Genomic DNA, 14328 nt, shown 5'->3' with positions numbered 1-14328 from the left:
ACGCTACGCTAATCGTACCTACGGGCTATAGGAGATACTCGTGAGTCTTATTAAATTTAATGATGTTGAATATGAAATTCTGAGAGGAAGTGATGTAATTAGGGATGGCATGTATTTGGAGGCATCAATATCCAGTTCTTTTAGGGGAGATCCAGTATTAGAAATTTTTTATTCGACGTTGATGGAAAGTTTACGGTTTCCCATTGCAAGGATGGCCTCCCAATGGAGCTCGTTGAGCACATGATTGTTAATGCAAAAATAGCATTGCCTCCCGACAGGGAGGCATGGTGATGCGACAAGATGCAACTGACTTTGAAATTTTTATTGCACGAGTACACCATTTACTAGAAGGAACAAATGCCACAGTAATTTGGAATGAGAAAATCCCTGACCCAAATAATCCCTCTCAAGATAGACAAATAGATATAGCCGTTAGAAAGGATGGACTGTTTAATATTATTGAATGCAGGCATCGAAAAAAGAAGCAAGACGTTAATTGGATTGAAGAATTAATAGGGCGAAGAACGAGCCTGAATGCAAGCTCAATTACAGCGGTTTCTTCTTCTGGATTTACGAAATTAGCAATTATTAAGGCCCGAGCACACGGTGTCATATTGAGCGAAATCAAAAATGTTCCTGAGGAATTTATTTTAAATTGGACACGCGGCATGGATATTGTGTTGTCTTTTTTTCGTTATGAATCCTACAAACTAAAATTATTTACTGATGAAAAATCAATACACATTATGGATCACAACGAATTTAAGCAAAAGTTATTAGCTGGCACCTATATTCATGATTTTTCTCCTGATAATTTTGACTTGGATAAATTTAAAGAAGAAAATTTTAAGTGCGTTAGCTTTAAATTTGAACGTGAACTCAGTGGAATTGATATCGGCGGAGTATCAATAAACGCAGTTCACGTTGAGGGGGATGTATATTTAGAAACGTTAGCTTTAACTATGCCATCTCACTTAGCGTACATCGAACCAGATACCGACTTAAACACCTCGTGCGTGATTATTCAAAAATTTAATTTTGGAGATACGAAAATAATAAATAGCAATAACAACATTGTGTTATATTTAGATCTTTCCAAATTTAACACCCCTCCTTATTGGAAGTTTTCTGCATTTGAGATGAATGCTCATAGAAATAATGGGGAGTATTTTACTTTACGAAATGCAGAGATTCCGATTCCAATCATGTTCGCAGATGACGTTGATCTTACTATTTTAAGTTCGTAGGTACGATTAGCGCAGCGTCATCGTACGCATGAAAAACCAACTAAATTAGCAGAGAGCAAAGGAATGCCAAATTATCGTCGAGCACAAATTACAGGGGCAACCTGGTTTTTCACCGTTAATTTATTGGAACGACACAACAATAATCTTTTAATTGAAGAAATTTCTCTCTTAAAAGCATGCATAAAAAAGGTTTATCGTACCCACCCTTTTGAAATTATCGCTTGGGTGATTTTACCGGATCATATGCATTGCCTCTGGAAGTTACCCGAGGGCGATACTGATTACGCTACTCGCTGGCGCCTAATTAAAAGTTATTTCTCCAAATCTCTAGCTCCAAAAGAATATCGCTCACCCGCTCGAATAAAAAATGGTGAGCGTGGCATTTGGCAAAGACATTATTGGGAGCATTGGATTCGCAATGAGCTGGATTTCCAACGGCATTTTGATTATATCCATCGCAATCCATTAAAGCATGGACTGGTCACTCGCGTTAGCGACTGGCCTCACTCTACTTTTCATAAATATGTAAAAGCCGGCCTTTATTCGGAAAGTTGGTGCGGCGATAATGCTATCGACATTGAATTTGGAGATTAACATTCGTACGATTATGCTACGCTAATCGTACCTACAAGCCAAAAGAAGTTTGTATGAAATATCTATCATCAATACTAATATTGTTATATTCGTCTTCTACTTTTTCGTGTTCAATGCTTTTGAAGGACAATATTCATTGGGGAGAAAAGGTTAAAAAGTATGAAGATTTGGCCATTTCCAGGTCTATTAAGAATTCAGATGCAATATTAATCGTAAGAGCCGTAAGCCGGTCAGAGCCGTCTAATAAGAAAAGCAAACAAGAAGTTGAACATGATGAAGCACCAGAAATAGTATTAGGCGGAAAAAATCCCAATGCGGGAAAAATAAAATCTATCCACACTGTCGAAGTGTTACAAGTTGTGAAAGGCATTCATCAAGTAGGTCAAACTATCAATATTAATGTATTGGAGCCTAAAAATTTTGATGGGGGCGGTGGTTGCGGAGAGCCTACATTTGATTATGTTAACGTGAACCCCATGGAAAATACATTTAAATACTTGGTCTACTTAAACGGTAGTAATGTGCTTCGTCAAAATAAATTTGTTGAATGGCATAAAGACATAACAGCCGAAGAAGAGTTAGAGCGCTTAAAAAAGTAATGCCATACAAGTCGTTGTAACACCAGTTTGTGTGGTGTGCTGGGCAGCTTGCAAGTTGCGCTCATTATTGCGAACGAACAATCCAAAGTCTTCTCCTTACCTCGACGTTATATTCAAATGGAGTGCAGAAAATTAATATTTATCAGCGAACTATTTTTGTCTCAATTGGAGTTGGGGCATTGGTACTTACTGCAATAGGTGATAGCCTTTACCGACCTTGGATATATAGTAATAATTACTTTGATTTTGGTTTGGCGAATTACCTTCCAAGCATCACAGGAACAATCACAGCAATATTTCTTCTTTGTGGCGTTTCTAAATCGTTCCCTAAGAATATTGTTAACTCATCTAGCGGTGTAATTATTGGGTGCGCGTTGTATGAAGTGCTTCAGCCAATACTTCGCACAGGAGTTTTTGACTGGCAAGATCTAGCTGCGGTTCTTGTAACTGGAATGGTAGTCCTGCTTGTTTTCAAAAATTTACTAAAAAATCACCGAATAATTGGTGTCGAGTGATTAAACAGCATGAACTACTATCAAATAATATTACGAGGATAAAGCTTTTTCATCGAATGGAACGGAGTTGCAGAACTAACAGGCTTCTCCACCACTCGAAGGGTGAGAGAACACATTTTACCCGGAAAATTTATAACACAAATGCCCGATCTAAAAAATTGGAAACTTAACACCTAAATCCACATACGCATTTACAACCCTCAAAATTCATTACCCGCCAAAAATTGCTTCTTTATCTCCCACACGTTATAAGTATTGCCAGAGCGATACTGCGCATTAACCAATGTTAGGAGTCCAGGATGATTAAGAAGCTGTTTGAAGTTATTAAAGGTGGAAAGACGGAAAATTCGCCGGCCACCATCCATCAAAAATTTAAAAATGTTTTCTCGCTGGATGCTCCAGCAATTCTTATCCGCAATGATAAGTACGATTTGTTCCAGCTGTACGACCCCAACGACGAACTAGCCACTATTACTATTGGCGCTTACGCAAAAGATGGCGGAACTCTTGAGGAATTTTGTGAGTATCGCTTCGCGAATGTTGAGGATGTTTACAAACCTGTTTCGGAGATACAAGTATTTGAGGCTGAGCATGCCGTGGGCAAGATTCAGGAATTTGAAGGCACATTCCCGAATGAAAGCGAACCCACCTACTTTGTTGCAGTAGGCATGCAAACAGGTGATGTTTTTTTATCGATAAACTTTGTTACAGAGCGCGAACACTACACAGACCACCGCAGCCAATACACCGCTGTGCTTGAATCCATTAGACCTGACTCATAGATATAAAAAAGCCGCTCAGCATTTTGCATGAGCGGCTTTTTTATGGACCAACGTAAAAATTATTGCGCGACCGAAAATTTGTAACTCATTACAGAGGTATATTCTTCACCGGGGCGTAAAATTGTATTGGGGAATTGTGGCTGGTTTGGCGAATCTGGAAAGTGTTGTGGTTCCAAGCAGAAACCGCAGCGGCGAGTGTAATTCCAGTTTTTGCCTGTTAGTGAACCATCCATCCAATTGCCGGTATAAAATTGCACGCCCGGCTCTTGGGTAAACACTTCCAACACGCGGCCAGAATTTTTTTCTAACACACGCGCAGCCAAACTCAATTCTTTTGCGTGGGCTTTGTTCAATACAAAGTTGTGATCGTAGCCATTACCATTTTTCAATTGTTCGTGATCATCATTAATCCGCTCGCCAATTAAACGCGGTGAACGAAAATCGAAGGGTGTGCCTTCAACCGATGGCAAGTCACCTGTGGGAATTGCTTCATCATCAATGGCAGTAAAGCGGTCAGCATTAATCATGATTTCATGATTCAAAATATCACCGCCCTTACCTGCCAAATTAAAATAAGCATGCTGCGTTAAATTAACAGGCGTGGCTTTATCGGTGACGGCGTGGTACTTCACCAGAATTTCGTTAGTATTGGTTAATTCATAAACTACGGTAACATTAAGATTGCCCGGGTAACCCTGGTCACCATCCACACTTAAATATTTAAGCGTAATACCAACAGAGTTTGCCGTTTCAAAGGTAGATGCATCCCACACAACTTTATCAAAGCCAACCAAGCCGCCGTGCAAATGGTTGTTGCCATTATTGGTTGCTAGCTCGTAGGTTTTTCCATCCAGCGTAAATTTGCCACGCGCGATACGGTTTCCAAAACGACCAATGAGCGCACCAAAATAAGGAGCCTCTTTGTAGTAAGGCTCTATGTGATCAAAACCAAGATTGATATCTGCAAATTGGCCGTGTTTATCCGGCGCATGAATTTCAGTAATGATGCCGCCGAAATTGGTAATCTTAACGACAAGGCCATTTGCATTGGTAAGCGTAAATAAATCAGCAGACACACCAGTGGGTGACTGACCAAAAGCATTGCGAGAAACACTTAAAGTGGTGATATTTTGTTGTGACATGATGAAATCCCTAATTCTGCCGACAGGAGCAGCTCATATTATTTAAAACATCATCATACATTATGTGCGCTGAATCGTCCCCTAAAGAGTAGATTCGCCATACTTGCGCTAGCTTCGCTTGATTGAATCAGGTCGTTTGATTGAATAGCATCGCGTAATTGAATAGCATCGCGTAATTGAACAGCTTCGTCGGCTTAAACAGTTTCGCTTATTTGCGCAGCTTGGTGCCGCGCCAGCTGTTATCAAATTTTCTATCTAAAGGAAAAACCACTAGCGCACCGATCAAAAAATAAACCAGGTAGGCAAGCAAAATATCCACATTAAAAATATCGGCCACATAAAAAGTGATTATGCCTATAGCCAGCCAAATACTAATAATTGATAAATAATATTTAGCCGTGTGCGCCATGCTGAATTTTGCTTGGCAAGTTGTACAAACATGGCGCCCTAAAGGCGACATCCAATAACGTCTCCATGTTAATTCATTCGCAGCATTGCAATTAGGACAAATCATTTTGCACCCCTTCATTATTAACGTTATTTATAAATTTTATATCGCTAAAAACATTAGGATTCAGGCCGTATAAAAAAGCCTGAATCCAGGCAACACTTTTACCTTGCACGCTTACAAAAAATAATCGTTTTCTATTGCGTGCACCAAAAGCACATCAATTCCCGCCATGCCTGCGCTTGCAGCGGCTTGCAAACCTAATTTGGAATCTTCAAACACCACACATTTTTCTGGCGCTGCACCTAATAATTCTGCGCAGCGTAAAAATGTATCCGGCGCAGGTTTTGGGTTTTTAACCTGATCAGCACCGACAACTGCATCTATATACTTATCAAGTCCACATAAGCCCAGAATGGTTATTGCCTCTTGCGTGTACGCGCCTGTGCCAATCGCCATAGGTTTAATGCCGTGATATTTTTTGGCAACTTCAATAAGCGCTGTAGGCTTAACAAAATTGTGCATATTGTCATGAACCCAAGCCTCTTTGAAATCATTCATCTCATCAAGAGTTGCTGTTGGTGTAAGGTTAAATTTTTGTAGCAGTATTTCTATTGTTGCTTTGGTAGGCACACCAGCCAATGAGCGCATCAGTGGACGATCAATGGGTATTCCGTATTTGTTAAGCGTTTCGCTCCAACCAAATTCATGAAGTTGTCCACTATCTACCAGAGTACCATCCATATCAAAAATCAAAGCGTCGTAATGATCGTACATGAAGTTTTGTCTCGCTATAAATATACTAAAAATCAGGCATAAAAAAACCGCACCATTTTCACAGCGCGGTTTTTTCTTAACATATTAACTTAAGCACGCGCAGCCAAACTCAATTTTGCGCGTTCAACCGCAGCTTTCACTTGGTTAGGAGCAGTACCGCCAATGTGATTACGCGCTGCTACAGAACCTTCAAGCGTCAAAACTGCAAAAACATCTTGCTCGATAACGGTAGAAAATTGTTGCAGCTCGGCCAAACTCATTTCCGATAAATCTTTTCCAGTCTGCACGCCATAGCCTACTGACTTTCCGACAATTTCATGCGCATCCCTAAACGGAACACCACGACGCACTAAGTAGTCAGCCAAATCCGTTGCAGTAGAGAAACCGCGTTTCGCTGCTTCGTACATTTTTTCTTTGCGCGGCAGAATGGCAGGCACCATGTCGGCGAATGCACGCAAGCAATCTTTTACGGTGTCGATTGCGTCGAATACTGGTTCTTTGTCTTCTTGATTGTCTTTGTTGTAAGCCAGTGGTTGCGACTTCATCAAGGTCAGCAATGCAGTGAGGTGACCATATACACGGCCGGTTTTTCCGCGCACTAATTCGGGAACGTCCGGGTTTTTCTTTTGCGGCATGATGGATGAGCCGGTGCAGAAGCGATCCGGTAAATCGATAAAGCTGAATTGCGATGAGGTCCACAACACCAACTCTTCGCTAAAGCGCGATAAGTGCATCATCAGGATGGATGCGAAGCTGGAGAACTCAATCGCAAAATCGCGGTCGCTTACCGAGTCCAATGAGTTTTCAGTCGGAGCAGTAAAGCCTAACAATTGCGCCGTGTAAGCGCGGTCGATTGGATAAGTCGTTCCCGCTAAGGCCGCAGCGCCGAGCGGTAAATAATTCATGCGCGCGCGGCAGTCGATCAAGCGCGAATAATCGCGTTGCAACATTTCAAACCAGGCCAATAAATGATGACCGAAAGTGACCGGCTGCGCAGTTTGCAAATGAGTAAAGCCGGGCATGATGGTATCGGCTTCGCGCTCAGCTACACTCAACAAGCCTTGTTGCAAACGAGTAAGCTCTTTGGCAATTGCATCGATTTCGTCGCGCAAATAGAGGCGGATGTCGGTGGCAACTTGATCGTTGCGCGAGCGTCCGGTATGAAGCTTCTTACCGGTAATGCCGATGCGCTGAGTGAGCACGGCTTCGATGTTCATGTGCACATCTTCAAGGCTGACAGACCAATTGAATTTGCCGGCTACAATCTCAGCGCGGATTTCCTCAAGGCCGGTGATAATTTGGTCGCGCTCGGCATCGGTCAACACGCCAACTTTCGCCAGCATGGTGGCATGGGCGATAGAGCCGTTAATGTCGTGGTGGTAAAGGCGATAATCAAAGCCGACTGAGGCAGTAAAGCGCTCAACAAAGGCATCAGTCGCTTCGGTAAAGCGGCCGCCCCAAGGTTTGATGGGCTGATCGTTTTGGCTCATGTGATGTGTTCCGCGAGAATAGTAAAACAGGAATAGTAAAAAGTCGGGCATTATATCCCTAATTCATCGGCTCTGGAGCCAAGTTGCTGTGACTAAAACCAAGAATAAAGGCGCCAATGGCGATTTCCTGCCCAACCTCTGCAATCCGCAATCGGTATTGCTGCTGGTATTGGTTGCCGAGCTGATTGCGCTCCTGCTGACCCTGAATGCGTCCTTCCTGCCCCTGTTTAGCTGGGATTCGCTGGCGCTTTACTCCTTCCAAATCCAATGGATCAGTTTGATTAGTGCATTGGCCATTTGCCGTATGCGCCCCTGGTTGCGCACCTGGACGCCTGTGCAAGCAGGGCTTGCCTCTTACGGGGTGGTCATAATCACGACGCTAATAATGTCTGTGGTTGGTCAATATCTTCTGCAGGGTTTCGCTACCGGCATGTATTCACGCGGGCAGTCTTTTCGGCTGGATGGCTGGCAATTGTTTAACAATTTGATTACGTCCGCGATTTTGGCTGGTATCACATTGCGTTATTTATATTTACAGCAACAACTGCGCAATCAACAACAGGCAGAATTACACGCTCGTATACAGGCTTTACAGTCACGCATTCGCCCACATTTTTTGTTCAACAGCATGAACAGCATCGCGAGCCTGATCAGTTCAGATCCCGAATTAGCTGAACGTGTTATCGAAGACTTGGCTGAATTATTTCGCGCGAGCCTGGCAGAACCAACGCTCATTCCACTGGAGCGGGAAATTATTTTGTGCAGGCGCTATTTGGAAATTGAACAACTGCGATTAGGCAATCGCCTCACCGTTGATTGGCAAGTACAAATCCAAAGCGACGACATAAAAATCCCCAGCCTTATGCTTCAACCTCTGGTTGAAAACGCGATCTTCCACGGCATAGAACCCATGCCCAAAGGCGGTACGGTTTGCATCAAAATTTCACAAGCGAAAAATCAATTAATGATTGCGATTACAAACCCCTATCCACTTGCTAAGAAGGCGCCGCCACAAGCGCAAACACCATCACAAGATCGTCATAACCGTATGGCATTGGATAATATTCGCCACCGTTTGCAAGTACACTATGGCAATACAGCGCGCTTGTCCTCCAGCGAAGAGCAAGGCGTATTTACGACTTACATTTTTTGTCCACTGTCGAAATAAAACAACGAGAGCATAATAAATGGAAATCTTGATTGTCGATGATGAGCCCTTGGCACGCCAACGCTTGGCACGCATGATTGAAAAACTGGACGAACATAATATTATTGCAGAAGCCGACAACGCCGAAGCAGCGCTGGCTGCCATTAACGAACATGATCCCGACATTGTTTTACTCGACGTGCGCATGCCCGGAAAAGATGGCCTTGCACTCGCTCATGAAATTAGCCAATTGGATTGCCCGCCCGCGATAATTTTTTGCACTGCCTTCGACCAATACGCGCTCGATGCTTTTGGTACTACGGCTATTGGCTATTTATTAAAACCCATTAAAGCAGAACAACTGCAAGACGCACTTGCGAAAGCACAAAAGCTCAACAAAGTTCAACGTGCCGCAGCGCAAGTGCCAGCGCAGGAAAATAAAAACGCTCGCTCGCATATAAGCGCAAAAACTCGCCGCGGCATTGAGTTGATTCCACTGGAAGATGTTCGTTATTTTGTAGCCGATCACAAATACGTGACAGTATTTCATCGTAACGGCGAGCATTTGTTAGATGAAACCTTAAAAGAATTAGAAGAAGAATTTTCCGGCCGTTTTATTCGCATCCATCGCAACGCATTAATTTCCGTAAAGCATATTGAAGCTATAGAACGCGCAACTCAGGGACAATATCAGGTTAGGTTGGCAGATACAGAACAGCGGCCAATTATCAGCCGTCGCCATGTGAGTGATGTAAAGGAATTATTGAAAGCTATTTAACTTTTACAAGAATTTATTTCTCCTGTTTGCGCGCAGCTTCTACATCTTTTAAAAATTGATTGAGCTTTTTTTATCCAACCAACCCTCTTTCAACATAACAACTTTCAGGTAGCGAGTGTTTTTCACATCGTTTAGTGGGTTCCCTCTACCAGAATAAATCCGCATTTTTACCACGCTAATAGTCCCTGCTAAAGCTTGCCGTTTTAAATAGCGCGCCCTCAACACTGATGAGGGCGAACTCCACATACACCTCTTTAAGTGAAACATAGAACAATCCACTTGGACGTGGAAATAACCATTTATGGATCACTTCGGTGATATTGTGATAATGCGTTTAATCATCCGTGTGAGCGACATGAAAGAGTTTTTGAAAGTAATCCATTAAATATGTGTACCCAAGCGATTCCTAGAATATTGTTTAGGCAATAAACATAGGCTATAGGCGAGCAATAAAATCAAAAAACCAATGCCCACGCTACCACCGCCACCGCCACCGCCACCGCCACCGCCACCGCTATTATTAGACGAAGCTTCGCGAGTAATGTTAACCGTCTGAGTAGACGTACCCAGATTGCCTGCCTTGTCTTTTACAGACCACGTAATTGTGTATTGCCCTTCATTGAACGGACCCGACTCGCTGGGAGTGGGTATGAGCACACCATCAACAATATCCGTTGCCGTTGCCGTACCTAGAGGTACCGATATCGGAAATAGCTTTGCCGCAATATTTATAGGCGGTGGCGCAATAACACTAGGAGCTGTTGTATCCTTAACGACGACAGATTGAACCGCCGAACCAATATTTCCAGATGAATCCGTTGCCTTCCATTCGATAGAATATTTACCAATATTTAATGCAGCCCCATTGTCTGTTGTAGTTGCTGGTAATATGCCGTCGACAGCGTCTGTTGCACTGGCAACGCCAAAACTTATGGCGGTCTCTTTTCCTGTTGCCTCTCGCGAAATATCAGCAGGAGCAATTACCGTCGGCGGTTTAGTATCTTGAACAATTAATGTTTGCGATGCTTTACCTTGTATGCCTGAAGCATTTTTCGCGCTCCACGAAATGGTATTTTTACCCAAAGGATAGGGGCCAAAATCTACTGTTACAGCTTTAATTTTTCCATCGCTAAAATCAGTAGCGTATACATCTGGAAGCACAAAAGGTGTTAGCTTACTCGTTGCCTCAATAACAATATCTGGCAATAACGAAAACTCTGGTGCAGAAGTCACGGGAATCGCACCTCTACCCAATAAGAAGACATTACTTAGCGTATGTTCTATGTAGCTTCTACCTGTACCTTTATATTTAATATGCAAAGAAACATTATGCGATCCAGACAATAAAGGTAAACGCGCCACAAAATAATTATTGTCAATTTCCACATTTAGCGATCGCCACGACGCTTCATTATTTAATTTATACTCAAAGGTCAATTCATTCTTATCGAGTAGATAATTTCTCAACCGGCCTCTGAAACTAAATTTAATTTTAGGATCAGCGGAGTTTAAAACCCTGGAAATATCACTTCCGTTTGAAAAAACTAATGTATCTAACAATGGGGTAACCCAGCCGTCTGCACTATCTAATCGTTTAGCTTCAACCATATCCAGCTGTTGAACAGCAACTATTTCTCCCACGTTATCCAAGTATCGATTCTCCCAACGGCGCTCTATCTTTACGGTATCGCATATCGATGATTCATTGGGGTAAGGTGACAACGGTCTTGTACCAGAAATTATTAAATTATCGTCACAATAGGTTTTAAAATCGGTTACGTCATAAAATCTATTTCGGAAGCCATCAACACCCCTAACCCAACCTACAAAATTATCACCATCTATCTCATCAAAAACTTTGTAATCTTTATGATAGCGAAGTTGTAGCGGGAAAAAATATCCATTTCCATCCAAATATGTGCCCTTATTAGGGAATACCTGCATATCCTGTTGTTGTAGTAAAAAAGGTGAAGAAAACTTCACGATATCGGTTTGACTCAAAAGCCCAATATAATCTGTGGATGCAACATTATTTATACCGAAGTTCGGATCTTTTTTATCAACTTCAATTTCTAAAGCGAACTCACTTTTAGCCAAAGTAGATGGTTCAGAATATATCTTTCGAAGTAAAGGCTTTTCGATAAAAGGGTAATTAAAAGTTGCCCCACCTAATGATATAAATTGCATAAATGGATTAATTTCTTTCACCCACACAGCGTCCAATATACCTTGTTGAACGATTTTTTTATCTGCATAACGGAAATCTAATTCAACAAGCTTTTTCATATCCAATGCTTTGGATTCGCCTTGAGTGATTCCGTCAGGCCTATACCAATTAATAAAGTAGAGATCCGACCAGTCGGGGATATTTTCTTTATAAAGAATACCGGCAGAAAGCTTAATTCGATTTGACATTGGTGATAATTTTATTTTGCTCGACGAATATCCATTTAAAAAAATATAAAATCCAGATTTAGATGGTTCGTGAAACAATAGTTCTATGCCTGAATGAGTAACAATATTATCTGCAGACAAAATTCGACCATCGGTTAATCTTGCCTGATCAATATTCATTATTACTTTCGCATCTTCACTTGAGGCTTTAACAACAAGCTCTTTCTCAAGATTCAGCAATTCTTTCGCAACAATTGATCCATCACAAAAATATAATAAGGCATCATAAACGCCTGGGTTTACATAAAAGTCATAGGGTTCTGGATTAGCACCACAGCCTTCTGCCCGATAGATTTGATTTAACTGACCGCTGTTTTGCCCTAAAAGGGCAGCTGAATAGAGACCAACAGAAGCTTGGACCGTAAGCTTCGCTGCCTTCACAATGACCGCAGAAACATTAATTTCGTTTAATCCGGATTTTACAGAAAACTTACTTTCAAAATGCATTGATTGATTGGTGGGAAAGCCTAGTAAAGCATTATCGACTTTTGCTTTAAATTGGTATTGAGCCGATGCCATTGGTTCAAGCTCAGCAGGAGATGCAGGCATACCTAATGACAATCCGGAAATTGAAGACTGTGGCGAATTAATATCAAGGCTCAATTTCTGTTGCGAAATATTTTTTATTTTTAGCGTAAATGGTTGCTCCCATATCGCCAAACCTACATCTACATTTCCAACAAAATTCAGCGGATTTTGAATTATCCATTGCAGCGACGACGCCAGGTTTAAGTCTATGTATCCGGTGCCCTGCGTGAAAACATCCTCACCAATTCCATGCGCAGAGGTCATTAGTAATGATTTAATATCTTCGGGCTTCAAATTCGGATGCAACTGCAGCATAAGTGCAGCGGCTCCTGCGACATGTGGTGCGGCCATACTTGTACCACTCATCACGGCATAAGCGTTACCAGGCTTAAGTGAATTGATATTTACACCAGGAGCCAGCACCTCTGGTTTAACGTAACTCTTCCCGACTATCGGCCCCCTCGAACTGAAATAAGCCATAACTCCCTGCTGATCAATGGCGCCTACTGTAAGTACCCTCTCCGCATTACCAGGACTTCCAATCGTTCTGTAACCCGGTTCATTACCTGCCGCCGCTACCACCACAATACCAGCACTCATCGCTGCATTAGCAGCTTCTGACAATGGTGAGTTAGCCGCTCCGAAACCACCCAAACTCAGGTTAATTACATCAGCCCCATCATCTGTATCTGGGTCTCCATCGGGATTAGTTGCTTTTTCCAAGGCTGCAATAATGCCGCTATCTTGGCCATAACCAGAGTCGTCCAGCACCTTAAAAGCATAAAGCGTGGCATCAGGCGCAACGCCTTTTAAAACACCATTAGCGGATACTATGCCCGCCACATGGGTACCATGACCATTGCGATCCATAAAATCGTCAGACGGCTTTCCTTCAACAAAACTCTGTCCCAATCTGACCTTACAACTTACCCCAACACAGCCCCCCAAATCAGGATGTGAAAAATCTATACCCGTATCTAGAATGGCGACTTTTATCCCTCTCCCGGTAACAGCAAAACCATTTCCATCTTTCAGATTCCAAACATCTGGCGCTTTTATTTGCGCAATATTTTCAGCGGCATTAATAGTTACTCGATTGTCGGAATATACACCTTCTACTTCCGGTAGATTTCTTACAACACCTAGATCGGCATCTTTAAGGGTTACACTAAGGGTGTTAGTAAGTTCACTAAATTTGTAATGGACTTTGGACAGAGATCTTAAAGAAGTTAATCGGGAAATTAATTTATTTTGATTACTAGCAATGAGAATTTTTTGATTAACGGCTGCCGCTTTCATTTGCTGAACTTGGCTTTGGTTTGGCTGTGCATCAACCCGAAGCTGCTGCTTCATACTCTTGATGAGGGGTTGTATCGGTAGATCCTTCAAACGAATTAGATAACGGCCAGATTCATTAACACCGAACGTACTAACCTTTAGCTGGGAGGTGCTACCACTAACGGAAACTATCGAATGATCGAGGCTACCATCGACCTGAACTAAAGAGGACGTTGCGCCACTTGGCAATAACCTGGTACTTACAATTTTTTGGCGCTCATCAGCCAATGCGCAGCCGCAAACGAAAGATAACAATAAAGCAATTTTAGATTTCCGAAGCATCCCTGCCTCCTTATACAAAGCAAGACTATTGCAGATTAGTAGATAACATATATTCAAAATTTGGTTTAATTTTTACACAAAATCTGTTCTAACTCCATCTAATCCTGCAGACATATAGATCAAACGATCTGGCAAAACAAAACCTGCCCGAAATTCCCGTCCTCTATTTTCCCATCCAAACTTTTAACTCGATTTATAATTGGAACT

Annotated in this window: 12 protein-coding genes; 7 read left to right on the top strand and 5 right to left on the bottom strand. The window is 42.2% G+C overall.

The genetic code is table 11. The annotated features are described in order from the left end of the window. The first annotated feature begins 290 nt into the window (after window positions 1–290). The 5 genes from IE104_RS17210 (at window position 291) to IE104_RS17190 (ending at window position 3737) form a co-directional block, all read left to right on the top strand. Window positions 291–1247 (top strand): restriction endonuclease, encoded by a 957-nt coding sequence (locus IE104_RS17210; RefSeq protein ID WP_189420805.1) that lies wholly within the window; start codon window positions 291–293, stop codon window positions 1245–1247. A 63-nt stretch (window positions 1248–1310) separates the two neighbouring features. After that, on the top strand, window positions 1311–1841 hold the full coding sequence (locus IE104_RS17205; protein WP_189420803.1) for an REP-associated tyrosine transposase: 531 nt from the start codon (window positions 1311–1313) through the stop codon (window positions 1839–1841). 53 nt (window positions 1842–1894) lie between these two features. Then, the gene (locus IE104_RS17200) at window positions 1895–2440 is read left to right on the top strand and encodes a hypothetical protein (protein WP_189420801.1); all 546 of its coding nucleotides are present in this window, start codon (window positions 1895–1897) and stop codon (window positions 2438–2440) included. 122 nt (window positions 2441–2562) lie between these two features. Further along, window positions 2563–2955 carry a hypothetical protein gene (locus tag IE104_RS17195; protein WP_189420799.1) on the top strand — a complete coding sequence of 131 codons (393 nt, stop codon included), beginning with the start codon at window positions 2563–2565 and terminating at the stop codon, window positions 2953–2955. Between the two features lie 299 nt (window positions 2956–3254). Beyond that, window positions 3255–3737, top strand: a complete 483-nt coding sequence (locus IE104_RS17190; protein ID WP_189420798.1) for a hypothetical protein — start codon at window positions 3255–3257, stop codon at window positions 3735–3737. 59 nt (window positions 3738–3796) lie between these two features. On the opposite strand, the gene IE104_RS17185 is transcribed toward IE104_RS17190, so the two are convergent. The 4 genes from IE104_RS17185 to argH all read right to left on the bottom strand — a co-directional run bounded on the left by IE104_RS17185 (window position 3797) and on the right by argH (window position 7594). Next, on the bottom strand, window positions 3797–4879 hold the full coding sequence (locus tag IE104_RS17185; protein ID WP_189420797.1) for an aldose epimerase family protein: 1083 nt from the start codon (window positions 4877–4879) through the stop codon (window positions 3797–3799). A 208-nt stretch (window positions 4880–5087) separates the two neighbouring features. Beyond that, window positions 5088–5393: a hypothetical protein gene (locus IE104_RS17180; RefSeq protein ID WP_189420795.1), complete on the bottom strand. Its 306-nt coding sequence runs from the start codon at window positions 5391–5393 to the stop codon at window positions 5088–5090. A gap of 111 nt (window positions 5394–5504) precedes the next feature. Beyond that, window positions 5505–6104, bottom strand: coding sequence for a beta-phosphoglucomutase family hydrolase (locus tag IE104_RS17175; protein ID WP_189420794.1), 600 nt, complete (start codon window positions 6102–6104; stop codon window positions 5505–5507). Window positions 6105–6193: 89 nt separating this feature from the next. Continuing rightward, a complete protein-coding gene (argH, locus tag IE104_RS17170; RefSeq protein WP_189420793.1) occupies window positions 6194–7594 on the bottom strand; it encodes an argininosuccinate lyase in 1401 nt (466 codons plus the stop codon). 88 nt (window positions 7595–7682) lie between these two features. Between argH and IE104_RS17165 the strand changes: the two genes are divergently transcribed. Beyond that, window positions 7683–8762, top strand: a complete 1080-nt coding sequence (locus IE104_RS17165) for a sensor histidine kinase (protein ID WP_189420792.1) — start codon at window positions 7683–7685, stop codon at window positions 8760–8762. Between the two features lie 19 nt (window positions 8763–8781). Continuing rightward, window positions 8782–9519: a LytR/AlgR family response regulator transcription factor gene (locus IE104_RS17160; protein ID WP_189420791.1), complete on the top strand. Its 738-nt coding sequence runs from the start codon at window positions 8782–8784 to the stop codon at window positions 9517–9519. Window positions 9520–9900: 381 nt separating this feature from the next. Here the strand turns inward: IE104_RS17160 and IE104_RS17155 are convergent, their stop codons facing one another. Next, on the bottom strand, window positions 9901–14121 hold the full coding sequence (locus IE104_RS17155) for a S8 family serine peptidase (RefSeq protein ID WP_189420790.1): 4221 nt from the start codon (window positions 14119–14121) through the stop codon (window positions 9901–9903). Window positions 14122–14328: the final 207 nt, after the last annotated feature.

The organism is Cellvibrio zantedeschiae (assembly GCF_014652535.1).
GTDB classification, from domain to species: Bacteria; Pseudomonadota; Gammaproteobacteria; order Pseudomonadales; family Cellvibrionaceae; genus Cellvibrio; species Cellvibrio zantedeschiae.
Note: the sequence above shows the minus strand (reverse complement) of the source record. Positions and strands in the feature narration are given on the sequence as shown.